The sequence below is a fragment of the Occultella gossypii genome, from assembly GCF_019947135.1.
Taxonomy (GTDB): Bacteria; Actinomycetota; Actinomycetes; order Actinomycetales; family Beutenbergiaceae; genus Occultella; species Occultella gossypii.
In genome coordinates, this window is the sequence record NZ_JAGSHT010000018.1 from 158,307 (window position 1) to 182,167 (window position 23,861).

The 23,861-nt window shown below is 71.7% G+C and carries 21 protein-coding genes; 7 read left to right on the top strand and 14 right to left on the bottom strand.

Annotated elements, in window-relative coordinates; all coding sequences use genetic code 11:
* Together KCQ71_RS27045 and KCQ71_RS19600 are read right to left on the bottom strand one after the other, a co-directional pair.
* Entirely contained in the window at positions 1-849 is an 849-nt protein-coding gene (locus KCQ71_RS27045) for a DUF222 domain-containing protein (RefSeq protein ID WP_223409075.1), read from the bottom strand.
* A gap of 267 nt (positions 850-1,116) precedes the next feature.
* Positions 1,117-3,261, bottom strand: a complete 2,145-nt coding sequence (locus KCQ71_RS19600) for an ATP-binding SpoIIE family protein phosphatase (protein WP_223409077.1) — start codon at positions 3,259-3,261, stop codon at positions 1,117-1,119.
* A gap of 141 nt (positions 3,262-3,402) precedes the next feature.
* Here KCQ71_RS19600 and KCQ71_RS19605 point away from each other — a divergent pair, with 141 nt between their 5' ends.
* Positions 3,403-3,738 carry an STAS domain-containing protein gene (locus KCQ71_RS19605; RefSeq protein WP_223409078.1) on the top strand — a complete coding sequence of 112 codons (336 nt, stop codon included), beginning with the start codon at positions 3,403-3,405 and terminating at the stop codon, positions 3,736-3,738.
* A 122-nt stretch (positions 3,739-3,860) separates the two neighbouring features.
* Here KCQ71_RS19605 and fbaA read toward each other — a convergent pair whose 3' ends face one another.
* Together fbaA and KCQ71_RS19615 are read right to left on the bottom strand one after the other, a co-directional pair.
* On the bottom strand, positions 3,861-4,883 hold the full coding sequence (fbaA, locus tag KCQ71_RS19610) for a class II fructose-bisphosphate aldolase (RefSeq protein ID WP_223409080.1): 1,023 nt from the start codon (positions 4,881-4,883) through the stop codon (positions 3,861-3,863).
* Positions 4,884-4,998: 115 nt separating this feature from the next.
* Complete coding sequence (locus KCQ71_RS19615; protein ID WP_308116665.1) at positions 4,999-5,616, bottom strand: TrmH family RNA methyltransferase; 618 nt, start codon at positions 5,614-5,616, stop codon at positions 4,999-5,001.
* Between the two features lie 95 nt (positions 5,617-5,711).
* Here KCQ71_RS19615 and KCQ71_RS19620 point away from each other — a divergent pair, with 95 nt between their 5' ends.
* The gene (locus tag KCQ71_RS19620) at positions 5,712-6,377 is read left to right on the top strand and encodes a GrpB family protein (RefSeq protein ID WP_223409084.1); all 666 of its coding nucleotides are present in this window, start codon (positions 5,712-5,714) and stop codon (positions 6,375-6,377) included.
* A gap of 38 nt (positions 6,378-6,415) precedes the next feature.
* Positions 6,416-7,189 (top strand): HAD-IIA family hydrolase, encoded by a 774-nt coding sequence (locus KCQ71_RS19625; protein ID WP_223409086.1) that lies wholly within the window; start codon positions 6,416-6,418, stop codon positions 7,187-7,189.
* Between the two features lie 199 nt (positions 7,190-7,388).
* Here the strand turns inward: KCQ71_RS19625 and KCQ71_RS19630 are convergent, their stop codons facing one another.
* Both KCQ71_RS19630 and pyrE read right to left on the bottom strand, forming a co-directional pair.
* Complete coding sequence (locus tag KCQ71_RS19630; protein WP_223409088.1) at positions 7,389-8,186, bottom strand: LemA family protein; 798 nt, start codon at positions 8,184-8,186, stop codon at positions 7,389-7,391.
* Between the two features lie 87 nt (positions 8,187-8,273).
* Positions 8,274-8,849: an orotate phosphoribosyltransferase gene (pyrE, locus tag KCQ71_RS19635; protein ID WP_223409089.1), complete on the bottom strand. Its 576-nt coding sequence runs from the start codon at positions 8,847-8,849 to the stop codon at positions 8,274-8,276.
* Positions 8,850-8,905: 56 nt separating this feature from the next.
* Here pyrE and KCQ71_RS19640 point away from each other — a divergent pair, with 56 nt between their 5' ends.
* Entirely contained in the window at positions 8,906-9,700 is a 795-nt protein-coding gene (locus tag KCQ71_RS19640; protein WP_223409091.1) for an exodeoxyribonuclease III, read from the top strand.
* A 12-nt stretch (positions 9,701-9,712) separates the two neighbouring features.
* Here the strand turns inward: KCQ71_RS19640 and KCQ71_RS19645 are convergent, their stop codons facing one another.
* Together KCQ71_RS19645 and KCQ71_RS19650 are read right to left on the bottom strand one after the other, a co-directional pair.
* Complete coding sequence (locus KCQ71_RS19645; RefSeq protein WP_223409093.1) at positions 9,713-10,144, bottom strand: GNAT family N-acetyltransferase; 432 nt, start codon at positions 10,142-10,144, stop codon at positions 9,713-9,715.
* A gap of 67 nt (positions 10,145-10,211) precedes the next feature.
* Positions 10,212-11,492, bottom strand: a complete 1,281-nt coding sequence (locus KCQ71_RS19650) for a metal-dependent hydrolase family protein (RefSeq protein WP_223409095.1) — start codon at positions 11,490-11,492, stop codon at positions 10,212-10,214.
* 119 nt (positions 11,493-11,611) lie between these two features.
* On the opposite strand from KCQ71_RS19650, the gene KCQ71_RS19655 reads away from it, so the two are divergent.
* Complete coding sequence (locus KCQ71_RS19655) at positions 11,612-12,862, top strand: DUF4190 domain-containing protein (protein ID WP_223409097.1); 1,251 nt, start codon at positions 11,612-11,614, stop codon at positions 12,860-12,862.
* 89 nt (positions 12,863-12,951) lie between these two features.
* The gene (locus KCQ71_RS19660) at positions 12,952-13,755 is read left to right on the top strand and encodes a septum formation family protein (protein WP_223409100.1); all 804 of its coding nucleotides are present in this window, start codon (positions 12,952-12,954) and stop codon (positions 13,753-13,755) included.
* A gap of 94 nt (positions 13,756-13,849) precedes the next feature.
* On the opposite strand, the gene clpB is transcribed toward KCQ71_RS19660, so the two are convergent.
* Together clpB and KCQ71_RS19670 are read right to left on the bottom strand one after the other, a co-directional pair.
* Positions 13,850-16,447, bottom strand: coding sequence for an ATP-dependent chaperone ClpB (gene clpB, locus KCQ71_RS19665; RefSeq protein ID WP_223409102.1), 2,598 nt, complete (start codon positions 16,445-16,447; stop codon positions 13,850-13,852).
* An 83-nt stretch (positions 16,448-16,530) separates the two neighbouring features.
* Entirely contained in the window at positions 16,531-17,397 is an 867-nt protein-coding gene (locus tag KCQ71_RS19670; protein ID WP_223409104.1) for a helix-turn-helix transcriptional regulator, read from the bottom strand.
* A 122-nt stretch (positions 17,398-17,519) separates the two neighbouring features.
* Between KCQ71_RS19670 and KCQ71_RS19675 the strand changes: the two genes are divergently transcribed.
* Positions 17,520-18,317 carry an SDR family NAD(P)-dependent oxidoreductase gene (locus KCQ71_RS19675; RefSeq protein WP_223409113.1) on the top strand — a complete coding sequence of 266 codons (798 nt, stop codon included), beginning with the start codon at positions 17,520-17,522 and terminating at the stop codon, positions 18,315-18,317.
* Positions 18,318-18,333: 16 nt separating this feature from the next.
* Here the strand turns inward: KCQ71_RS19675 and KCQ71_RS27395 are convergent, their stop codons facing one another.
* The 4 genes from KCQ71_RS27395 to KCQ71_RS27735 are packed head-to-tail and all read right to left on the bottom strand — an operon-like array spanning position 18,334 to position 23,701.
* Positions 18,334-20,916, bottom strand: a complete 2,583-nt coding sequence (locus KCQ71_RS27395; RefSeq protein WP_308116666.1) for a CHAT domain-containing protein — start codon at positions 20,914-20,916, stop codon at positions 18,334-18,336.
* A 27-nt stretch (positions 20,917-20,943) separates the two neighbouring features.
* The gene (locus KCQ71_RS19685) at positions 20,944-21,447 is read right to left on the bottom strand and encodes a carboxypeptidase regulatory-like domain-containing protein (RefSeq protein ID WP_154796076.1); all 504 of its coding nucleotides are present in this window, start codon (positions 21,445-21,447) and stop codon (positions 20,944-20,946) included.
* Positions 21,444-22,055, bottom strand: a complete 612-nt coding sequence (locus tag KCQ71_RS19690; protein WP_223409115.1) for an RNA polymerase sigma factor — start codon at positions 22,053-22,055, stop codon at positions 21,444-21,446. Before KCQ71_RS19690 ends, KCQ71_RS19685 begins: the two co-directional genes overlap by 4 nt.
* Complete coding sequence (locus KCQ71_RS27735; RefSeq protein WP_223409117.1) at positions 22,052-23,701, bottom strand: S8/S53 family peptidase; 1,650 nt, start codon at positions 23,699-23,701, stop codon at positions 22,052-22,054. Before KCQ71_RS27735 ends, KCQ71_RS19690 begins: the two co-directional genes overlap by 4 nt.
* Positions 23,702-23,861 lie beyond the last annotated feature (160 nt).

Sequence of the window (23,861 nt, forward strand, 5' to 3'; positions counted from 1 at the left end):
TCACGGTCGGCCGCAGCCCGATGAGTCTTGTCGGTGGCGTCGGGGGTCGGCGATCGCGACGAAGTGATCGACCAGCCTGCGCAGGTCCTCCGGAGACCGCGTGGCGGCATTACTCAGGAGGAACTCCTCCACCGTCTGCACCCGCCCACCACCCGCGCCGGCAGCACCATCGCCGTCCGTGCCGTCCGTGCCGTCCGTGCCGTCCGTGCCCTCGGTGCCGTCCGTGCCGCCCGTGCCGCCCTCGGCCTCGGTGACCTCGGAAGTCCCGCTGTCCCCGGCGGGGGCGGTGGGGGTGGCGGGGTACTGGAGGCCGTCGACGGCGGCTTGGGTGGTGGTGGCCTTGAGCAGGATCTGGGCCTGGTCGAGGCCGATCTGCCCGGTCCGCAACCACGTCCGGGTCGCGGGCAGACTGTTACGCAGCCCTTTGGCGAGGTTCACCTGGCGGCGGGCATTGGCGGCGGAGATGCCGTGGGTTTTGGCCACGTAATTGGCGTAGGTACGGAACCCCTTGCTGGTATCCCAGGCACCGGCCTCTTCCTCGATGCCCATCCAGTCCAGCTTCGCCCCGGTGAGGCGTTCGGCGAACACGTGCGCACGCAGCGCCGCCTGGCCCAGGAACGCGGTCCCGTACCGGTCGGACTCGGTGATCGGATCACCGGCAGCGATCGAACAGGTCAGGGCATCGATCGCGATGAGCTGGTCCAACGACCCCGACATCAACTCCGCCAGAGACAGATGCATCCGGGACGCGAGCGCCACACCCCCGCCACCGCTACCCGCGCCACCACCGCTGCTGCCGGCGCCGCTCGGGCTGCCGGGGCCGCCGGTGGTCGTGGTGGTGTCGTCCACGTGTGCTCACCTCCCCATCGAAGTCCCGGGTCCGAAACGCCTACCGCTTCGTACGTATGTTCGCCTGCTTGACCTCCACTCTAGGACGCCCCACCGACAGCGCAAGAACCCCGATTTCCGTTGTGGATACAGGGACATCAGCCAATCCCCAACCACCCAAACCAGGCCTCTGGGACACCCCGATGACAGCCAATCCACAGGGTGCCCGGACGGCTGGCGGAGATGTCGGTGGGAGACGGTACGGCGACGCGACCGGTCGGGACGGGTCTAGACGAGATCCTGCGGGATCTCCGGGCGCATCCGCGCCCAGACCACCTTGCCGACCCCGGACGGTCGCCAGCCCCAGTCGGCTAGCCGGGTGACGATGTGCATGCCGTAACCGCCGACCCGCGCCGGATGCACCTCGAGCGGCGTGGGCGGCACCGGGTTGTTGTCCTGCACCTCGATCCGGAGGCCGTCACCGGCGTCCTTGAGCGTCAGACCCACCGAGCCCCACCCGTACACGACGGCGTTGGTGATCAGCTCGGCCACCACCAGTTCGGCCGCCATCGTGTTCGCCAGACCCCACACCTCGCACGTGCTCACCGTGAGGCGCCGGGCCATCCGCACCGAGTCGACGTCCGCCGCAAGCCGCCAGTAGGCCTCCCGGGGCACGTCGGCGCCGTCCTGCCCGGCAGGCTGCGGGAACCGGATGATGACGACGGCGATGTCGTCCTCGGGCGGCTCGGACAGCCGGCTCAGCAACGCCTCGCCCACGTCCGCCGCCGTCGTGGCCGAGGACGAGGCTGCGACCACGTCCACCAGGATCTCCCGGACCAGACCCACGCCTTCCTGGATCGTGCGGGAGCGACGCTCGACGAGCCCGTCCGTGTAGAACATCACCGCGTCGCCCGGCTTGACCCGGACCGTCGCGGTCTGGCGCTCCTCGATCCCGAACCCCATCAGCCGCCCGGGCGCACCGTCGAGCTCGCGGACCTCGCCGTCGCTGATCCACAGCCCGGGCAGGTGGCCGGCCCGGCTGTAGGCGAGGGACCAGGTGCCCGCGTCCTCGTCGCACGGGGTGAGGCTGGCGTAGACCAGGGAGGCCGGGCGGCGCATCCGCATGTTCTCCAGGATCCGGTCCACCTTCGTCAGTACCCGCCCTGGGTCGACGAGCTCGGTCGCGAACGCCCGCACCACCGAACGCAGCTGCCCCATCGCGGCGGCCGCCTCCACGTCATGCCCGACGACGTCCCCCACCACGGTCCCGACGGTGCGGTCGTCGAGGTGCACCACGTCGTACCAGTCCCCGCCCACCTGGGCGTGCTCGGCGTTCGGCGCGTAGTAGGTCCACACGTCCAGGCCCTCGATCTGGTCCTGCTCCGGCAGCATCGCCCGTTGCAGGGCCTCGGCCACCCGGTGCTCGGCCTCGTAGAGCTGACGGTGGTCCATGGCCTGACCGACCCGCCGGGCGACCAGCTCGAGGACCGCCTCCGAGCCCTCCGCGTCGTCGAGTCCCCCGACCAGCACGGCCAACAGCCCGAGCGCACGACCCCGGACCAGCAGCGGCAGCACCAGCAGCTCGCCGCCCGGCTTCAGCGAGGCGCCCATCTGCGTGCGCACGTGGTCGACGAGCTGGGCGCTCGCGCTGCCGGGGACCTCGACCGCGTCCATCGCGATCCGTGCCCGACGCATCGAGGTCGCGGCGAACAGCCGCCCCACCGGGTCCTCGGGATCGGCTGCGGAACGCCCCCGGGGTCCTTGCTTCGCGCCACGACCGACCGCGGTGAGGCCGCCGATCGGCTTGAGCACGCCGTCGTCGGCGAAGAAGCCGCACCACGTGTACAGGTGCCGGGTGAGCAGGCGGACGATCGCGTCCAGTGCCTGCTCGTCATTGACCTCGGCGAGGATGTCCGAGACGCGGGCCACGGTCTCCAGCGCGTTGCGCGAGTGATATCCGAGGTCCGGTGGTGGCGTCGCGACCGGCTCGAGGCCGCCCTGTTGCACCGCGACGAACCGGACCAGGGTGCCGGTCTCGTCCCGCATCGGTGTGATGGTCACCGGCACGGAGATCTCGCTGCCGTCGCGGCGCACCAGCGGCAGCGTCATGGTGAACGGCTGGCCGTCGATCGCGTGCTCGGCGAACTGGGCCCGCACCACCGGCTGGTAGCCGGGGCTCAGGATCTGCCCGTACCGCTCCCGCGCCTGCGCCAGGGTGTAGCCGCTCGCTCGCTCGAACGCCGCGTTGCCCCAGGTGAACACGGGGCCGACGCTGGTCACGTTCAGCACGACGACCGCAACGTCGCCGGTCAGGAGTACCTCGGCCGCCGCCGCCGCGGCCTCCCGCTCGGCCGGGACCATGCCCTTGGAGATCGAGGCCGGGCCCGTCGCCCCGGCAGCCACACCCGCGGAAGGCGCCGGGATGTTCGTCACGTGGATCCTCCATCGTCTACGGTGTGACCTGTTGGGAGGAGCGCGCACGGGCGCGTCCTAATTCGGCCTGAGGAGGCACGTGTGGCAGACGCTAACAGCAGCGACTCTCGCCCGCCTGCCGTGCCCGATCACAGTGGATCGGTGCATGCGCTGCTCGAGTCCGGTTGCACCCGCCTGGTGCTCTCCGGGGAGATCGACCTGACCCTGAACGCCGAACTGACCGAGGCGGTCGCCGACGCGGAGGCGGCCGGCTTGCCGGTGCAGGTCGATGCACGGCACGTCACGTTCATGGACTCGTCCGGGATCGCCCTGCTGGCCAGGCTGGCGAGCCGCACCCCGGGCCGGCTCGTCCTGATCAAGCCGCCGGACGTGGTCCGGTTCCTGCTCGAGGTGACCCGGATCGGGGAGATGGTGGACGTCATCGACACCGACGAGCCCGTGCCGGCCTCGGCGGCGACGCCGCCGGACCCGGCCTGAGCCACCGCCCGACGCACAGGTCCGGACCGGGCCAGTTCCGCCGTCGGGCCGGGAAGCACGAGATCCCTCGCCGATCCACCGAACCGGTGGATCGACGAGGGATCGCGGGTCGACGTGAGCGGTCAGCTCAGCTTCTGGCCCGCCGAGCGCAGCTGCTGCGCCGCCTCGACGATCCGGGCCGCCATGCCGGCCTCGCCCAGCTTGCCCCAGGCGCGCGGGTCGTAGGCCTTCTTGTTGCCGACCTCGCCGTCGACCTTCAGCACACCGTCGTAGTTGCTGAAGATGTGGCCGACCACGGGGCGGGTGAACGCGTACTGGGTGTCGGTGTCGATGTTCATCTTGATGACACCGTTGTCAACGGCGAGTGCGATCTCGTCGGCGCTGGAGCCGGAGCCACCGTGGAACACCAGGTCGAACGGGTTCTCCTTGCCGACCTCGGCGCCGACGGCCCGCTGGATCTCGCCGAGGATCTCCGGGCGGAGCTTCACGGCGCCCGGCTTGTAGACGCCGTGCACGTTGCCGAAGGTGAGAGCGGTCAGGTAGCGACCCTTCTCACCGGTGCCGAGGGCGCGGACCGTGGCCAGGCCGTCCTCGACCGTCGTGTAGAGCTTGTCGTTGATCTCGTGGGAGACGCCGTCCTCCTCGCCACCGACCACGCCGACCTCGATCTCGAGGATGGTGCGGGCGGCCTGGGAGAGCTCGAGCAGCTCCTCGGCGATGACCAGGTTCTCGTCCAGCGGCACGGCGGAGCCGTCCCACATGTGCGACTGGAAGGAGGGCAGCTTGCCGGACTTGACCTGCTCGGCCTCGATGGCCAGGAGCGGGCGGACCCAGCTGTCCAGGTTGCCCTCGGCGCAGTGGTCGGTGTGCAGCGCGACGGTCACCGGGTAGTTCTTCGCGACCTCGGCGGCGTAGGCGGTCAGCGCGAGCGAGCCGGCGATGCGGTCCTTGATGGTGGAGCCGGAGGCGTACTCGGCACCGCCGACGGACACCTGGATGATGCCGTCACTCTCGGCCTCGGCGAAGCCCTGCAGCGCGGCGGTGAGGGTCTGGGAGGAGGTGACGTTCACGGCGGGGTAGGCGAACTTGCCGGCCTTCGCCCGATCGATCATCTCGGCGTATACCTCGGGGGTGGCGATACCCATGGTCTCTCCTGTGTCTTGATTTCTGCTGTCGCTGAAGTCTCCCACGGATCCCATGCCCGACGGCGGTCGCGCCCTTCCCGTGGACGCCCGCCCGGGCGCGTGCTCGGGAGGGCCGTCAGTGTGCGTGCTGGACGATCCACTGATGCATCGCGATCGCCGCCGCGGCGCCGGCGTTGATGGACCGGGTGGAGCCGTACTGGGTGATGTGGACGATGACCTCGCTGGCCTCCTGCGCGGCCGGCGTCAGCCCCTGCGACTCCTCACCGAAGAGCAGGACGCACGCGGGCGGCAGGGGCCGCCCTTCGATCGGGACCGACCCCTCGATGTTGTCCACCCCGACTATCGGGAGCGCCTCGGCGGCCGCCCACGCGGCGAACGCCCCGACGTCCTCGTGGTGGCGCAGGTGCTGGTAGCGGTCGGTGACCATCGCCCCGCGACGGTTCCACCGCCGTCGTCCGATGATGTGCACCTGCGCGGCGGCGAAGGCGTTCGCGGTGCGGACCACGGACCCGATGTTGAAGTCGCGGCCCCAGTTCTCGATCGCCACGTGGAACGGGTGCCGGCGGGTGTCAAGGTCCGCGACGATCGCCTCCAGCCGCCAGTACCGGTAGGCGTCCACCACATTGCGAGCGTCGCCCGCGGCCAGCAGCTCCGGGTCCAGCCGCGGGTCGTCCGGCCACTCCGCCGGGTCGCCGGGCCACGGCCCGACCCCGACCGCCTCGTTGTCCTCCACGTGAGGCAGTATCCCCCGGGCCACGACCGCCCCGGCTGCCCACGCAGCGCCTTCGACGCCATGCTCGACGACCGATGACGTGAAAGGCTGCGGAGGTGCGCCAGGACCTGATCGTCATCCAGTCCCACGACCCTGAGTGGGGACAGGCATTCGAGACGCAGCGGGCCGCAGTCGAAGGTGCACTCGCAAGCTGGCTGGTCGCCCGGGTAGAACACATCGGATCAACATCGGTACCAGGGCTTCCCGCCAAACCGATCATTGACATGCTCGCCTTGATCGACGACTACGACACATTCGGGCCTGCACGCCAGGAGCTCGAACAGGTGCACTGGGTCGTGGCGCCGGAGCCCGGTGACGAAGACCTGCGCAAGTGGTCCGCCTGCTTCCCGACGGCCGAGCATCGCACGCACCACCTGCATGTCGTCGAGCGCAACTCCAGCGCCTGGCGCGACTGGCTGCTGTTCCGCGACTACCTCCGGACCAACGTCGAGGCGGCGAGGCGATACGCCGAGTTGAAGAGGGAACTTGCCGCCGCAGACCACCGCGACCGGGTTCGGTACCGGGCGGGCAAGGCGCCGCTGATCGCGGAACTGATGGAGCGGGCGAGGCTTTGGAGCACGCACAGTCCCTCCAGAACGCCCGCTATCGGGCCGGAGGTCCTGCACGAGCGCGAAGGGTTCGGCCTCGGCGTGCGACGACCCGACTCGGCGACGGGACAGGGCGACGGCCGGACGGCTCGGGAGCCGGGCGGCTACGCCTAGGCTGAGGCCGTCCGCCCCTGCGCGCCGAGGAGACCGAGATGACCGAACAGATCACCACCTGGCTCACCGACATGGACGGCGTGCTCGTGCACGAGGAGTCGGCTCTGCCGGGCGCTGCCGAGTTCATCGCGACGCTGCGCCAGAAGCAGATCCCGTTCCAGATCCTCACGAACAACTCGATCTTCACGCCGCGGGACCTCGCGGCCCGGCTGCGTGTGTCCGGGATCGAGGTGGAGGAGGCCTCGATCTGGACCTCCGCCCTCGCGACGGCGACGTTCCTGGCCGATCAGATCCCGGGCGGCAGCGCCTATGTGATCGGGGAGGCGGGCCTGACCACGGCCCTGTACGAGCGTGGCTACACCCTCACCGACACCGACCCGGACTACGTGGTGCTCGGGGAGACCCGCACGTACTCGTTCTCGGCGATCACGCGAGCCATCCGGCTGGTCTCCGCCGGGGCCAGGTTCATCGCCACGAACCCGGACGTGACCGGCCCTTCGGCCGAGGGCCCGCTGCCGGCCACCGGGTCCGTGGCCGCGATGATCACGGCCGCCACCGGCCGCAAGCCCTACTTCGTCGGCAAGCCGAACCCGGTGATGATCCGGACCGCGATGAACCGGATCGAGGCCCACTCCGAGCACACGGCGATGATCGGTGACCGGATGGACACCGACATCGTGGCCGGTATGGAGGCGGGCCTGCGGACGTACCTGGTGCTCACCGGGTCCACGAAGCGCGCCGACGTGGAGGGCTACCCGTTCCAACCGAGCGAGGTGCACGACGGCATCGCCGACCTGATCGGCCTGCTCTAGAGCCCGCGGCAGTTGCCCTGCGCCGACCGCACACGGGCGGGTGCGGCGCCCACTCGCCCGTGATCAAGTCCCCTACGCCTGAGGAAGGACATTCTAGAGTCCTGCTTCGGGCGGGAGGTACTGGGTCACGGCGGGAGGTCCGGAGGCAGCGAACGCCCCAGCACCGCGCGGGTGCTGGGGCGTTCGGACTGCTATCGGGTCACTGCTGCGGGGGCTGACCACCCTGACCGGGGTACTGGCCACCCTGACCGGGGTACTGGCCACCCTGACCGGGGCCCTGCTGGAACGGCTGGCCGGGCTGGTAGCTGTTCGGCTGGTAGCCGCCCGGGCCGCCAGGCTGGGTCCCCGGCTGCACCGGCGAGTCCGTGGGGCGCGGCTGCGCGGCCGGGGTGTTCTGGTTGTAGTGGCCCACATTGCCCTGGTTGTCCTGGAAGGACACCCGCGGCGCGGTCCGCACGGCCGGGTCGGTGACCTCGAAGTACTCGGCGCGGGAGAACTTGAACATGTTCGCGATGATGTTCGGCGGGAACGTCTCCACCTTGGTGTTCAGGTCCCGCACGTTCGCGTTGTAGAACCTGCGACCTGCGGCGATCCGGTCCTCGGTGTTCGTCAGCTCGTTCTGGAGCTGGGTGAAGTTCTCGGCCGCGCGCAGCTGCGGGTAGGCCTCGGCGACGGCGAACAGCCGGCCGATCGCGTTCGAGAGCTGGTCCTCCTGGATGGCCTGCTGGGCCGGCGTGGCGCCCGGCGTAGCGGCCGCGGCGCGGGCCCGAGTGACCTCGTCGAAGACGCTGCGCTCATGCGCGGCGTAGCCCTTGACGGTCTCGATCAGGTTCGGGATCAGGTCATAGCGCCGGTGCAGCTCGACGTCGATCTGACGCCAGGCCTCCTGCACCAGGTTCCGCAGCTTCACGAAGCCGTTGTAGGTGCCTACGGCCCAGAAGACCACGATCAGAACCAGGACGACCACGATGAGGATGACGATCAAGCCTGCATCCATGGCGCTCACCTCCTGTACTCGTCGATGCCGGAGGGGGTCCGACCCCTTCCGCGGCGAGGTACCTGTGCGGCCCCCGTGCGTTCGATACTACTGGGGAGCGAGGCCGAGATCGGCTGCGGAGAGCACCCAGAGATAGGGCAGTTCTGCCCCCAGCACCGCCTCGCGGGCCCCGGTGTCCCGGTCCACGATCGACGCCACGGCCACCACCTCGGCACCGGCCGCCCGGGCCGCGGCCACCGCGGTGAGGGCACTGCCCCCGGTGGTCGAGGTGTCCTCCAGGACCACGACGCGGCGCCCGGCGACGTCCGGCCCTTCGACCTGCCGCTTCATGCCGTGCCCCTTGGCCTCCTTGCGCACCAGGAACGCGTCCAGGTCCAGCCCGCGGCTCGCCGCGGCGTGCTGGACCGCGCACACCACCGGGTCCGCGCCGAGCGTCAGGCCGCCGACGGCGTCGATCTCGCCGGGCCCAAAGCCGGCCTCCTCGAGCTTGTCCAGGAGCAGGTGTCCGATCAGGGGTGCTGCCTCGTGATGCAGGGTGGCCCGGCGCATGTCGACGTAGTAGTCGGCCTCGCGGCCGCTGCTCAGGGTGACCCGGCCGTGCACCACGGCCAGTTCGTTGATGAGTTCGGCCAGTCGCTGCAGGGGTGTGGTCTCGGTGGTCACGGGCGTGAGTGTATCGGCGCGCCGACCGGTGGTCCCCGCCGGATACGGTGGGAGGCGTGCGAGTGGCGACGTGGAATGTGAACTCGATCCGGGCCCGCGTGGACCGGGTCACCGACTGGCTCGAGCGCACCGGCACCGATGTGCTGGCCATGCAGGAGACCAAGTGCGCCGACGACAAGTTCCCGTACCTGCCGTTCGAGGCCCTCGGCTACGAGGTGGCCCACCACGGACTGAACCAGTGGAACGGGGTCGCGATCGCGTCGCGGGTCGGGCTGACCGACGTGCAACGCTCGTTCCCCGGCCAGCCCGGCTGGGCGGATCCGCCCACGGTCGAGGCAAGGGCCATCGGAGCCACCTGCGCCGGACTGCGGATCTGGAGCCTGTACATCCCGAACGGGCGCACGCTCGGGGATCCCCACTACGAGTACAAGCTGGCCTGGCTGGCCGCACTGCGCGAGGCGGGCACGGACTGGCTGGCCACCGACCCGACGGCGCCCATCGCGCTGCTCGGGGACTGGAACATCGCGCCCCACGACGAGGACGTGTGGGACATGGCCGTGTTCCAGGGCGCCACCCACGTCTCCGCGCCCGAGCGGGCTGCGTTCGCCGCCATCGAGGCGGCCGGGTTCGCCGAGGTCACCCGCTCGCACCTGCCGCAGGTGTACACGTACTGGGACTATCAGCGGCTCCGGTTTCCCCGGAACGAGGGCATGCGGATCGACTTCGCGCTCACGTCGACGGCGTTGGCGGAGCGGGTGCGCGGCGTCGCCGTGGACCGGAACGAGCGCAAGGGCAAGGGCGCCTCCGACCACGTGCCCGTGGTGCTCGAGGTGGACGCCCCGCCGGCCTGACCCCCCGGGCGCTCAGGTGTCGAACCGAACGAACGCCCGCAGGGAGCCGGCGTCGTAATCTCGAGTCTCGCGGTATCCCAGCGACTCGTAGAAGGCCCGCTGGCCCGGCTCGTCATCGGTGAGGAGCACCTTCTGGCGAACGGCCGCGTAGGGCTCCAACGCGCTGAGGATGAGGGCTCGGCCCACCCCCGCCCGCTGCGCGTCGGGGTGGACCAGCACGTCCTGCAGGTAGCAGATCGTGGCGCCGTCGGAGATCACTCGCGCCAGTCCGACGAGGCGGCCATCGCGCCGAGCCGCCACCACGCGGGATGAACCAGCCAGAGCAGCCTCGAGCGTCGCGACATCGTCGGCGTACGCCGTCCAGCCGACCGCTCGATAGAGCGCCGTGACCTCGCCGATGTCGAGCATTGGAGACGATTCGAGGGCGATCCCGGCGCGCAGCATGCCGCCTACGGTAGGCGCGCGAGTCCGGTTGTATCCACCGAAGCCGCGGGAACCTCGTGCCGGCCGGTCAGGCGAGCGTGTTCTTGTGGATCACGCCGCCCTTCATGATGGCCACCAGGTTGGCGGCCGGGTCCGCGAGCAGGTCGATGTCGGCGACGGGGTCGCCGTCCACGAGCAGGAGGTCGGCGATCGCGCCGGCCCGGACCTCCCCCAGCACGCCGGGATAGGGGTTGCGCTCGCCGCTCAGCGCACACAGCTGCGCGTTCGCCGACGTCGCCAGGGTGAGCACCTCCGCGGCCCCGAACCACCGGGTGAGCTTCGCCAGCTGCGCGCCCTGGCGGGTCGTGAGCCGGGCGTCGAAGAGGGTGTCACTGCCCCAGGCAAGGTTGACGCCGTGCGTGCGGGCCAGGCCGTAGGCGCGTTCGGTCCCCTCGAGGATCCGCTCCAGCTTCCACTCGCTCGTCGGCGGCACCGACACCTTGTCCTCGTCGTCGAGGAAGGGTTGCGGGCACCACCACGCATCGCGCTCGGCGATCATCGCGACCGTCTCGGAGTCGAGGAGATGGCCGTGTTCGATCGAGCGCACACCTGCACGCAGGGCACGCTGGACCGCAGCCGGCGTGTAGGCGTGCACCATCACGTACGTGCCCCAGTCCGAGGCGGCGTCGACGGCCGCCCGCAGTTCGGCCTCGGTGTACTGGGTGACGTCGATCGGGTCGTAGGACGAGGCGACCCCGCCCCCGGCCATGACCTTGATCTGAGTGGCCCCGAGCCGCAACTGCTCACGCACCCCGCGCAACACCTCGGCGACGCCGTCCGCGATCACAGCCGCACCGATCCGTTCGGTGTGGGCCAGATTGCCGCAGACCCCGCGCGGGAGCTCGAACGGGAACCGGAAGTCGCCGTGGCCGGAGGTCTGGGAGATCATCGCCCCAGCCGGGTAGATCCGGGGCCCCGCCACCAGGGCCTGGTCGATCGCCAGCTTCAGCCCGAAGACCGGCCCGCCAGCCTCCCGGACCGTCGTGAACCCGCGCTGGAGGGTCGCCTCGGCCTCCCGCGCGGCCACGATGTTCACATAGCCGACGTCCGCGGTGGTGAGGGCCTGCAGCGGCAGGGTCGCGAACATCGAGTGCCAGTGGGCGTCGATGAGGCCCGGCATAAGCACCCGACCGCCGCCGTCGAGCTCGGCTCGCGTTGCGCCGTCTGCCACTGCCGCCACCGGCGACCTGGAGACCGCCTCGATCACGCCGTCGCGGACGAGGACGTCGGAAGGCTCCGACACCTGGGCGGACACCCCGTCGAATACTCGGACATTGCGGAACAGGGTCTCGCTCGTCACAGCCGTCATGGCACCCCTCTGTACGGTCGGCTTGCTGCCGACGATCGGCCCGGCCCCGGGCACACCCGACGCTAGTAGCACCGCCATCGGGTGGGAAGACCACCGGGAGGGGCGGTTAAAGTCGGTCCATGACGCAGACACCGCCGTGGCCCGACGGCACCCAGCCGGCCGCCCCCGATCCGGCGGTGCAACCAGACCCGCAGGGCCCACCGGCGCAGTCGAGCCCGCAGAGCCCGACGGCGCAGCCGAGCGGGTGGGCGGAGCCTGGTTCGGGTTGGGGTAACCCGGGCGGGCCATCGGCCGCGCCGGCCGGCGGTTCCGCGCCACAGCAGGGCGGCTATGCGCCGCAGCAACGTGGGTACGCACTGCAAGGTGGGTATACGCCGCAAGGCGGATCCGCACCACAGGGCGGCTACGCACCGCAGCAGCCAGGCGGCACGCCCCAACAGAGCGGTTACGCGCAGCAGCCAGGCGGCACGCCCCAACAGAGCGGTTACGCGCAGCAGCCAGGCGGCACGCCCCAAGAAGGCGGCTACGCACCACAGCAACCAGGCGGCACTGCCCAGCAGGGCGGTTACTACATCCCCCAGCCCGGCGGCGTTCCCGCGGGGCCAGGCGCCGACCATGCGATCCCGGCCATCCCGCAGGCGGGTCCGCAGGCACCGGCCCAGCCTCGTGGTCAGAGCCCGTACGGCAGCCGGCCGGCCCCGGGAGCACCCGGCCAGCAGCAGCCGACCGGGACCGGCGGTTACGGCCAGTTCACGTTCCCGGCCTTCGAGAAGCAGAAGCTCGAGCCGATGGCGGTGGCCGCCGTCGCGACCTCCCCACTCGGACCCGTCGGCCTGGTGCTGGGACTGCTCGCGCGGCCCCGGGTACGGCGCACCCGCCGCCGCAGCATGAACCTGGCCTGGGCCGGGATCGTCCTCGGCGGCGCGTTCACCGTCGCGTGGATCCTGGTCGCCGTCACGCTCACCCTGAACGGGACGATCGCCCGGGCCACCGAGCGTCCGGTCGCCGGCGACGTGGACTCGGCGCGCAGCGTTGCCGCCGCGAACCTGGCCCAGGGCAACTGCATCTACACCCTTCCGCCGGCGCAGTCCGTGGGCGAGGTGCGCCTCGTACCCTGCGCGGAGAGCCACATCGCGCAGGTGATCTCCACGCACGAGCTCACCGGGGACTTCCCGGGCGCGGAGGAGGTGGCGGCCCAGGCGACCGAGATGTGCGACGCGGACGCGGCCGGGATCGACGCCGGTGATCTGGACGTGACGCCTTGGCACCTGGCCCCGAGCGCGGAGGGCTGGGAACAGGGCAACACCACCGTGGTGTGCCTGGTGCGTGGCGCGACCGGACCCGTCGAGGGGGATCTGGTCAACGGCTGAGGCGCCCGTGAGCCGGCCGGCCCCGAATGGGCCGAAGTGCCCATGGAACGCGTATGACGCATCAGCGCGGAAGCCCTAAAATTCGCAACATGAGCACCTCGTGGGACCCCTACCAGCAGCAGGGTCAGCAGCCCGGGTACGGGCAACAACCCGGCTACGGCCAGCACCCGCAGCAGGGAGGCTACGGGCAGCCGCCCCAACCGGGCGGCTATGGACAACAACCCACGCCCGGTGCCTACGGACAACAGCCCCAGGCCGGCGGCTACGGACAGGCATCCCAGCCCGGTTACGGGCAACAGCCCCAGACCGGTTACGGGCAGGCCTCCCAACCGAGTTTCGGCAACTTCAGCCAGCCCGGCGGGTCCGGCAACTACTACGGCGGGCCGACGCCGCCGGCCCGGAACACCGGTGCGATCGTCGGTATCGCGATCGGCGTCGTGGTCCTGCTGGTGATCGGCTTCTTCGTGGTGCGGGGCCTGAACAGCGGTGGTGGCACCGAGGCGAACCCGAACGACGTCTCCGAGCCGACCGAGATCGCCGACGTCGACCTGCTCCCCGGCAACTGCCTGGCGACGCTGGACTACAACGACAACCGCCTCCTGGACCAGGTCCCGTGCGCGGACGTGCACGGTTTCGAGGTCGTCGCCGAGCAGGTCGTCGACGACACCGAGTTCTCCGATGAGTTCCCGGACCGCGCGGACGAGTTCTGCTACGACTCCCTCCGCGAGATCATCCCCAGCGAGTTCGACACCGAGCACGTCGGCTATCACACGTTCTACCCGTCCCAGGACACCTGGGACGCCGGGGACCGCAAGCTGACCTGCCTGGCCTCGGCCACGGACGGGCTCGAGTTCACCGGCAGCTTCATCGCCGGGGATGCCGCGATCGGCTGAGCGCTCCCGCTCCCAGAACCACCGAACGCCGGTGGGTCGGCAGTGCCGACCCACCGGCGTTCGCGTGTTGCGCGGCCGTGCGGTCTCGCTCCGCTCAGGCCGCGGTCAGCACCAGACCCGGCGCCTCGGGATCGTCGGAGACGTCCACGAGGACGCGATCGCCGTCGGCGACCTCCCCGGACAGGAGCATCCGGGCGAGCGGGTCGCCGATCTGCCGCTGGATGAGCCGGCGCAACGGACGCGCCCCATAGGCCGGGTCGAACCCGTCCAGGGCCAGCCACTCGCGCGCGGCCGGGCTCACCTCGAGAGCGAGCCTGCGTTCGGCGAGCCGGTCCGCGAGCCGGGCGACCTGCAGGTCGACGATCTCGCCGAGTTCGGCGACGGTGAGCGCATCGAAGATGACCACCTCGTCGAGCCGGTTCAGGAACTCCGGCTTGAACGAGGCGCGCACGGCGGCCATGACGCCCTCGCGCTTGGCCTCCTCGGACATGCCCGGGTCCACGAGGAACTGCGAGCCGAGGTTCGAGGTGAGCACCATGATCACGTTGCGGAAGTCCACGGTGCGGCCCTGGCCATCGGTCAGCCGGCCGTCGTCGAGCACCTGCAGAAGGATGTCGAACACCTCCGGGTGCGCCTTCTCCACCTCGTCCAGGAGCACCACCGAGTACGGCCGCCGGCGCACCGCCTCGGTGAGCTGGCCACCCTCCTCGTAGCCGACGTACCCGGGCGGGGCACCGACCAGCCTGGCCACGGAGTGCTTCTCGGAGTACTCGCTCATGTCCACGCGCACGATGGCGCGCTCGTCGTCGAAGAGGAAGTCCGCCAGGGACTTCGCCAGCTCCGTCTTGCCGACCCCCGTGGGCCCGAGGAACAGGAACGAGCCGGTGGGCCGGTCCGGGTCGGAGATACCGGCCCGCGAGCGCCGAACGGCATCGGAGACGGCGCGGACGGCGTCCCGCTGACCGATCAGCCGCTCCCCCACGACGTCCTCCATGTGCAGGAGCTTCTGGGTCTCGCCCTCGAGCAGCCGCCCGGTCGGGATACCGGTCCAGGCGGCGACCACCTCGGCGATCTCCTCGGGGCCGACGCGGTCCGCGATCATCGGCTCGGCGGCGGTGGCGGAGGCGTTCGCCTCGGCCGCCTCGGCCGCGGCGATGTCCCGCTGGACTGCGGGGATCTCTCCGTAGAGCAACCGGGAGGCGTTCTCCAGGTCACCCTCCCGCTGGGCCCGTTCAGCCTCGGTGCGGAGGGTGTCCAGGCGCGACTTCAGGTCACCGACGCGGTTGTGCCCCTCCTTCTCGGCCTCCCACCGGGCGTTCAGCGCGGCGAGCTCCTCGGAGCGGTCGGCGAGGTCCGCGCGGAGCTTCTCCAGCCGTGCCTGGGAGGCCTCGTCGTCGGACTCGGAGAGGTAGGACTCCTCCATCTTCAAGCGGTCGACGGCGCGGCGGAGCTCGTCGATCTCGATCGGCGAGGAGTCGAGCTCCATGCGCAGCCGGGAGGCGGACTCGTCGATCAGGTCGATCGCCTTGTCCGGCAGCTGCCGACCCGGGATGTACCGGTCGGACAGCTGCGCGGCCGCCACGAGGGCGCCGTCGGAGATCGTCACCTGGTGGTGCGCCTCGTACTTGGGTGCGATGCCACGCAGGATCGCAACCGTGTCCGCCACGGACGGCTCCCCCACGAACACCTGCTGGAACCGGCGCTCCAGCGCCGGGTCGGACTCGATGTGCTCACGGAACTCGTCGAGCGTGGTCGCGCCGACCATCCGCAGCTCGCCGCGGGCAAGCATCGGCTTGAGCATGTTGCCGGCGTCCATGGACCCCTCGGACGCGCCCGCACCAACCACGGTGTGCAGCTCGTCGATGAAGGTGACCACTTCGCCGTCGGAGTCCTTGATCTCGTCGAGGACGGCCTTGAGTCGCTCCTCGAACTCGCCCCGGTACTTCGCGCCGGCGACCATCGCGGCCAGGTCGAGGGCGATCAGCCGCTTGTCCCGCAGCGAGTCCGGCACGTCACCGTCCACGATCCGCTGGGCCAGGCCCTCGACGACGGCCGTCTTGCCGACGCCGGGCTCGCCGATCAGGACCGGGTTGTTCTTGGTGCGCCGGGACAGCACCTGGACCACCCGGCGGATCTCCGCGTCCCGGCCGATGATCGGGTCGATCTTGCCCTCCCGGGCCGCCTGGGTGAGGTCCTGACCGTACTTCTCCAGGGCCTGGTAGGTGCCCTCCGGGTCCGCCGAGGTGACCTTCGCGCTGCCGCGCACCCGCGGCAGGGCGTCCAGCAGCCGGTCCCGGTCGGCACCCGCGGAGCGGAGCAGATCCCCGACGGCACCGGTGTCCTTCGCGAGGCCGAGCAGCAGGTGCTCGGTGGACACGTAGGCGTCCCCGAGCGCGGTCGCCTCGTCACCGGCCGCCTTGACGGCAGTCGCGAGGGAGCGGGACATCTGGGGCTGGTTCACCGACGAACCGGATGCCGCCGGCAGGGCCACCACGATGGCGCGCACGCGGTCGGCGACCGCGGCCCGGTCCACGCCGACGGCGTCGAGCAGTGCCGCGGCGACGCCACCCTCCTGCTCGATCAATGCCTGGAGCAGGTGTGCGGGCTCCAGTTGCGGGTTGCCGGCAGCGGTCGCGGCCTGCAGGGCAGCGGCGACCGCCTCCTGCGACTTCGTGGTGAGTTTGGTGTCCAAGGGAACCTCCGGATATCAGTGCTGTGTCTGATAGTGACAACGCCACCCAAGGTTGAGTCTATTCCACTCAACTCTGAACCTGATCAGTGGGTTCCGTACGAGGCACCGGTCGGCGCGAGGTCCTGGGATCCGGTCACCCGCAGCAGTGCGAGCGCCTGGGCCGCGGGCGTGCCGGGGGTCGCGGAGTAGATCACCATGCTCTGGTCTGCGCAGGGCATGGACACGGTGTCGCTGTCGAGCACGATCCGGCCGAGGTCCGGGTGGTCCACCGTGGTCGTCAGCGACTGCCAGTCGCAGGTGTGTCCCTCGCCCCACAGCCGTTCGAACTCCGCACTGCCGCGGCGCAGGCCCTTGATGAGGCGATGCAGTGGCAGGTCCTCGGGATAGCGAGCCATCGCCGTGCGAAGCGTCGCCACGGACGTGACCTTCACCGCCTCCAGTTCCTCCGGGGCCATCGCGACCCGGCCGGCCTCGGCGCCCATGAACCGCTGCCAGATGATATTGCGCTCCCGGTCGGGCCACCGGGACAGGTCTCCGAGCAGCGCAGTGGCCATCGGGTTCCAGGCCAGTACGTCGCTCTTCGCGGAGAGAACGAGGCCGGGTAGGTCCGTGAGCCGGTCGAGCAGCCGGAGCAGGCCGGGACGCACGGTCATCTGGATCTGTCCCGGTCGAGGCGGCGCCGCATCCGCGAGCACGTACAACTGATCGCGCTCAGGATCGGGCAGCCGTAGGGCACGGGAGAGCGCCTGCAGCACCTGCGTGGAGGGGTGTGGCCCTCGGCCCTGCTCCAGCCGGACGATGTACTCCACGCTCAGGCCGGCGAGCTGTGCGACCTCCTCCCGGCGCAGGCCCGGCACCCGGCGCCGGGATCCGGCAGGCAGGCCGACGTCCTCGGGGCGCACCCGTTCTCGCGCTCGGCGCAGCAGGGCAGCCAACTCATTGCGGTTCACGCCCTCCAGCATGCCCTCCGGCGGCCACCGCCGCGAGGGTCGGCGGCCGCGGATCCTGGTATCGCGGGTCCCAGGGTCCGCTCTACCTGGAAGGACCTGGCACCTGGAGCCACCGTGGAGCCATGACAACCACCGAATCGAACACCGCAAGCCGACCGACCGACCCGACCTCCGCCGTCGACCATGAAACGGGCGCGGGCGACTCCGCGCACGAGCCGACCACCGTGCTGATCACCGGCGCCAACCGAGGCCTCGGGCTCACCACCGCCCGCCGCCTCGGCGAGTTGGGCTGGCGGGTCCTGCTCGGCGCCCGCGACGCCGGCCGGGGCGAGGCCGCTGCGGCGGACCTGGCTGCCACGGGCCTCGACGTGAGCGCAGTCGCGATCGACGTGACATCTCAGGACTCGGTGCTGGCCGCCGTCGAGCAGGTGCGTGGGAGCCACGATCACCTCGACGTCCTGATCAACAACGCGGGCGTCCTCGGTGCGATCGGCGACCCGGCGCGGACCACCGCCGCGGACTTCCTCGCCCCCTATGGCGTGAACGTGCTCGGGCCGGTCCGGGTGACCCAGGCCTTCCTGCCGCTGCTGCGCGCCGCCCGGCACCCCCGGGTGGTCATGGTCTCCAGCGGCCTGGGTTCGATCGCGATCACGTCCGACCCCGAGCGCATGGAGCACGCGATCCAGGCGCTCGCCTATACCTCGTCCAAGGCGGCGCTGAACATGGTGACCACCCAGTACGCCCGCGCCATCGAGCAGGTGCAGTTCAATCTGGTGGACCCCGGGTACACGGCGACCGACATGAGCCCCGAGGGCACCCAGACCGTCATGGAGGGCACCGACGCCATCGTGGCTGCGGCTCAGGTCCGACCCGGGGTGACCGGAACGTTCACGGACCGCCACGGCGTGGTGCCGTGGTGAGGGGGCGGCCTGCCGGCTACCAGGCGCTGCCGTAGCAGACGAAGGGGGCGGGCGGACCGTCGTGTTCGGCAAGGGCCGCGGCGAGCGCGGTGGCGGAGTCCGCACCGGCCGCGAGGCGCGTGTGCACGTCCGCCATCACGTCCGCCGCGGCGCGGTCGTTCACGTTCGCCACCCCTGCGACCACGGCGCGGGTGCCCAACTGCAGCAGCACGCTCGCAAGGCCGATCGGCTGGTCGCCGGGCCGGACGCTGACCAGGCCTGCCTCGCAGGCCGAGATGAGGACGCAGCCGCCGCGCAGGTGCTGGTCCTCGAGCTCGTGCGCGAACAACGGGCCGTCCGCCAGCCGCAGCGAGGAGAACAGCGGGCTCTGGGACTGGTGCACCCCGTGGGCGGCCACGTGCACCACGTCGTGATCGGCCAGGGCCGTGCGCACCCGGCCGGCGGTGGCGCCGACACCACCGAGGACCTCGGCACCGGGCCAGGCCGCGCCGACCCGGGCGACCTCGTTCTCGGCCCGGTCCAGGCCGGGCCCGGCGACGGCCAGCACCGTCGGCCGGTCCGGGCGTACCCCGGCCCGCCAGGCCCGCCACCACATCGTCGCGCTCGGGGCGACGACGGTCGGCAGGCCGCGCCGGGACGGCAGCAGCGTCCACGGCACCGCCGCGAGATTCCCACCGGTGGCGAGCACGAGAGGGCCGCCGGCCCCGGAGCCGGCGAGCAGGATCTCGTCCAGCTGTGCCAGCTCGTCAGCGAGCGCGGTCCGGACCGTGCTCGCGATCGGCTCGGGCAGCACTGGCAGCGCCAACGCGTCGAGGTCGGCCCGCACCCGCCGCATCAGCTCGGCCACCCGCACGGTGGGCCCGAGCTCGCGGACCCGGGACCGGCCCGCGGACACCTCGACGGCGTACCACCGCCCGCCGTACGCGCCGAAGTTCACGAGCGTGGCGCCGGGGTCGGTCCGCAGCACCTCGCGGACCCGGCCGAGGGTGACGACGTCGGTGTCGACCGGTGCCGCGCCGTCGCGCTCCCAGGCCCGGGACCGGATCTGCCGCTGCAGGTCGGCGACCCGCTCGCGCAGCCGGGCCCGCTGGGTGGCGTGCTCGGGTTCGCCGATGAGGTCCCGGGACTCCTCCTCCGCGCGCCGCAGCGCTCCGAGGAGCTCGGCGCCCTCCGGGTCCGCCGGCCCGCTCACGCCCGGCACCCGGACCAGGACCGACCGGGCCCGCTCAAGGCTGTCGAACAGTCGTGCCGCGCCGCCATCGGCCAGGGCCAGGGCCGTGCCGAGGCCGGCCAGGCGGGACCCGTGCACGGCCGCCGCGGTGCGCAGGTCGAGGGAGTCGAACCTGGCCCGGTGGTCGGTCAGCTCGGCCAGGCCCACCCGCACCTCACGCCGCGCCCGCGTGGCATCGTGACGCGCGAGGGCGAGCTGGGCCCGCACCTCACGCCGCTCGATACGCGTCCGGAACGTGTCATCCGGGCGCAGCCGGAGCACCGCGTCGAGCGACGGCACCCCCGCGGTCCCCGCAGGCCTCTCGGACCCGCCACCGGCCGGGTCCTCGCCCGCGGCGAGCAGGGTGCCGGCCAGCAGCAGCCCGCCGGCATCGGCGAGGTCCTGCCGGCCCTCCCCGGCGACCGTCTCGACGAACTCCGTGATCCGGGTCGCCAGGCGGGACAGCCGGGCCGGGGACTCGGCGGCGAGCCCACGCTCACAGCGCAGCGCCACGAACTCGCTGCGCCGCTGCCACATGACGTTGCCCCGGCGCCGGAACCGCCGGGCTGCCCCCAGGGCAAGGGTGCGGCCCCGGTCGGGGGCCCCCTCGACCAGCGCACACTCGGCGCGCAGCAGTTCCACCTCGGCCAGCTCCTGGCCGCGCCGGTCCGCCCGGAACTCCTCCGCCGCGGAGGTGAGGGCGACGTCCGCGTCGCGGACCAGGCCGGCCTCCCGGAGCACCCGGGCACGGTCCAGGTAGAACACCGGGTTGCGCCCGCCCGGCGCGATGTCCGCCGCGGCGGACATCTCCGCCAGCGCCCGCGGGAGGTTCCCGGCGAGGAAGTCGGTGTAGCCGAGGTTGTGGCGGGCCATCGACTCGACGAGCACGTCACCCTCGGCGGCGGCGATCTCCACGCCGGCGCGCAGATCCGTGCGAGCCTGGTCCAGCCGGCCGAACTCGAGGGCGAGCGTGCCCCTGTTGACCAGGATCCGGACCTGATCCCGGGGGAGCGCGACGTCGATGAGTTCCATCGCGTGCCCGAAGGCGTCAGAGGCATCGGCCAGCCGCCCGGAACGCATCAGCAGCAGCGCCTGCTGTCCACGGATCGCGGCCCGCACGGCGTCCGCGCCAGCCGCCTCGGCATGCTCGGCGGCCCGGCGCAGGTGCTGTTGGGCCGCGGACAGGTCGGCATCGGTGTCGAACGTGGAGGTGGCCAGGCCGACGTACGCGCGGGCGAGCACGAGCTCGGCACCCGGTCGCCCGTCCGCGGCTGTCTCGACCGTGCGGACCAGCTCCCGGAGCATCCGCGCGGCAGCCGCGGAGTGGCCCTCGGCGTTGCGCCTGAGCCCCTCCGCGAGTCGTTGCTCAGCCAGGTCCAGGTCGAGCACCTGCGGGCCTCCGGAGGGGTTCGGCTCCTACAGTTCGAAGAGCGGTGTCACCACCGTAGTGGTGCCGATCTCGAATACGAGCTGCACGAAGCCCTCGGGGACGTTGTCGAAGACGAACCGGCCCGTGGGCTCGCTCCGGGTGCTCAGCTCGCGACCGTCCATCCGCAGACGCACCGCCAGCTCGCGCGGCGGCGCGATCCACCCATCGAGGCGGGCACTGGTACCGCTGTGGCCCACGGTGACCATCGCCGTCAGGGACTCGGCCGAGAACGTCAGTGTGTGCGTGCGGGTCACCGCCATCTCCGAGCGGACCCCGGCTCCGACGGTGGGCACCCTGGTCAGTTCCGCCACCTCGGTCATCAGTTCGGAGAGCGCGACGGCGAACTTGAGCCGGTCCACGAGCCCGTCCGGGACCGGGTCCTGCTCCTCGTAGAACCGGCGCAGGCCGGCGAGCATCGCCGCGTCCCGGTCGTCGAGTGGTTCGGCGGCCGAGGCCACCTCCGCGGCGGTCCAGCGTTCCTTGTCGGTCATGATGCCCACCCCGGGTCGGTCGAGAGCTTCGCGCGCAGCCGGGCCAGGCACCGGCCGCGCGTCGGTCCGATACTGCCGACCGGCATGCCCAGCGCCTCGGCGATCGCGGCATAGTCGGGCCGGTCGGCGAAGGCGATCACGCGCAGAAGCTCACGGCATCGGTCGGAGAGCTCGCGGACGTGGTCCCACAGCCGCAGGTCGCGTTCGTTGCGGACGGCGACGTGCTCGGGCAGGTCCTCGGCAGGCACCGCGATCCGGTCGAGCTCGTCCGTCTCGGCGTCCGGCCGCGGCGTCGAGGTGTGCGCCAGCTCGTTGCCACGCGCCCGGGAGACCCGCCAGGACTCCCGCTTGGTGGTCACCAGCAGCCACTTCACGACGGTGCGTGGGTCTCGCACCGACGCCGCGCTGCGGACCAGGCTCAACCAGACCGTCTGCAGCACGTCCTCGGCCTCCGTGCGGTCGAGCCCCTGCCCGCGCGCCGTGTGCCACAGCAACGGGGTGAGCATGCCGACCAGGTCGTCGAACGCCGTCCGGTCGCCACCACGGAACCGCTCGAACGCCGCGCTGGCTCGGACCACGAGGGTCTCGCCCGGACTGGCCTCGATCATCGCGAACCCCCGCCGTCCGCCGCGCGCGCCCCGGGCAGGTTCGCGAGGGCTTTACGACCCCGCTCGACGGCGTCGGCCGCCTTGGTCGAGTCGGCGCCACCCGCGTACAGGTCGGCCAGGGCGGCCGCGACCTCGCCGGCGAACACCGGCGCAGCGAAGGACGTACCGCTCCAGGTGGCGAACCCGGACGCGAAGTCGTCGGGGTCGATGCTGGCCCTGGTCCTGCCCTCGTGGGCCAACGACGCCACCGGGTTCAGCGAGGTGTTGATCGTGGTCGGGAAGGTGCTGACCAGCCCGGCCCCGACCCGGCGGTGCAGCACCCAGGGGCCCTCGTTCGAGAAGAGTGCAACCGTGCTGCCGTTCGGGTTCAGGGCACCGACGGCCTGCAGCGGTAGCGCCTCCGGTGCCGTGCGCGGGGGGCCGCCCGGGTAGTCGGCGAACGCGGCGGGGAACATCTCCCGGGTGGTGGCGTCGTTGCCCGAGGCCGCCACGACCGTCACGCCGAGGGCTCCGAGCGCCTTCAGCGGCAGCCACAGGAGCGGGTCGAAAGCGAGGTCCGCCGGCTGCTCGTGGTAATAGCCGAGAGACAGGGACAACACGTCGACGGGCGGCATCTCCGGGTCGCCGGCCGCCATGGCGACCACCTGCCACAGCACCAGCCGGCGCAGCGAGCGCACCAGCTGGGACTCGGCCACCACGCCGTCGCCCCGGAACACCCGGACCGAGAGGATCCGCGCATCCGCGGACTGTTGGCGGATCAGCCCGGCGATGAAGGTGCCGTGCCCGGCGTCCGCCTCGAGCCCGCCGACGAGCGGGTTCGCGGTGCCGGTCTCCTCGGTGTCCGGCACGAGCCGGGGCAGACCGAGGGGCAGACCGAGGACCTCGGGGTCGCGGATGACGACGTCCGAGCCGAGCCAGGGGTGCTCGCCGACCCCGGTGTCGAGCACGGCCACGACCGGCCGGCGCACCTTCGGATCGTTGCGCGGTGCGGGCTCGGGACCGAGCCAGGCCACCGGCTGGCGTCCGCCGGAACCCGGCATCGCATAGGTCGAGAGCCCGTTGTTGGAGTGGGGGATCGTGTAGGGCGTGCCGCCGCCGCTGGAGGAGATGTCGTGCGGCGCGCCGCCGGCGACGTGCGGGATCGTATAGGGCGTGCCGCCGATGTCCGTCGCGGAGAACACGAGGTGGTCCAGTGACACCTCATCGGCGCGGCCGGTCGCGGCCCGGTACGCCTGCACCAGGCGCCACGCGTCCACGGGTTCCGCGGGGGCGGCAGGGTCCAGTCGGACCACCCGGGCGCTCTCCACCCAGTTCTCCTCGATCAGGCCGCGCTCCTCGGGCCCGAACTCGGGCCGGCCGAGGAACTCACGTTCGGCCCTCGCCTCGTCGTCCTCGACCAGGCCGAGGCCCAGCTCCCTGGCGATGCTGCCAAGGGCCTTCAGGGCCCCCTCGACGGCGCCGCCGCGGATCAGGACCGAGTCCACCGAGTAGACGGTCGGGTGCAGGGCCACCTCCTCGGCTCGCTGGACCGCGCTGGAGGGGTCCAGGACGCGGGCACGGTAGCGCTCCCAGGATGCGTTCGGCAGACCGATCGGTGGTTCCGATACCAGCGGAACGTTGGCCTCGCCTGGGGTGTTCTGACTCACGTCCTTGTTCTCCTGTTGTTTCGACGGGCGGTGCGACGGGCAGGGTCTTCCGCGGTCCGGGGACGCTCGCAGTTCGAGCCTAGTGCGGCACCGGGTGGCCGACCAGGGTCTGAGCGGGCTCTGGACCTTCATGGCCGAAGAGGTGCACCACGGTGTCCTG

What these genes read in the sequence shown, in the direction of transcription:
- KCQ71_RS19660 (WP_223409100.1), top strand. Translation starts at nt 12,952, where the DNA reads ATGAGCACCTCGTGGGACCCCTACCAGCAGCAGGGTCAGCAGCCCGGG.
- KCQ71_RS19645 (WP_223409093.1), bottom strand. Translation starts at nt 10,144, where the DNA reads ATGCTGCGCGCCGGGATCGCCCTCGAATCGTCTCCAATGCTCGACATC.
- KCQ71_RS19625 (WP_223409086.1), top strand. Translation starts at nt 6,416, where the DNA reads ATGACCGAACAGATCACCACCTGGCTCACCGACATGGACGGCGTGCTC.
- KCQ71_RS19630 (WP_223409088.1), bottom strand. Translation starts at nt 8,186, where the DNA reads ATGGATGCAGGCTTGATCGTCATCCTCATCGTGGTCGTCCTGGTTCTG.
- KCQ71_RS19690 (WP_223409115.1), bottom strand. Translation starts at nt 22,055, where the DNA reads ATGATCGAGGCCAGTCCGGGCGAGACCCTCGTGGTCCGAGCCAGCGCG.
- KCQ71_RS19655 (WP_223409097.1), top strand. Translation starts at nt 11,612, where the DNA reads ATGACGCAGACACCGCCGTGGCCCGACGGCACCCAGCCGGCCGCCCCC.
- KCQ71_RS19675 (WP_223409113.1), top strand. Translation starts at nt 17,520, where the DNA reads ATGACAACCACCGAATCGAACACCGCAAGCCGACCGACCGACCCGACC.
- fbaA (WP_223409080.1), bottom strand. Translation starts at nt 4,883, where the DNA reads ATGGGTATCGCCACCCCCGAGGTATACGCCGAGATGATCGATCGGGCG.
- KCQ71_RS19650 (WP_223409095.1), bottom strand. Translation starts at nt 11,492, where the DNA reads ATGACGGCTGTGACGAGCGAGACCCTGTTCCGCAATGTCCGAGTATTC.
- KCQ71_RS19685 (WP_154796076.1), bottom strand. Translation starts at nt 21,447, where the DNA reads ATGACCGACAAGGAACGCTGGACCGCCGCGGAGGTGGCCTCGGCCGCC.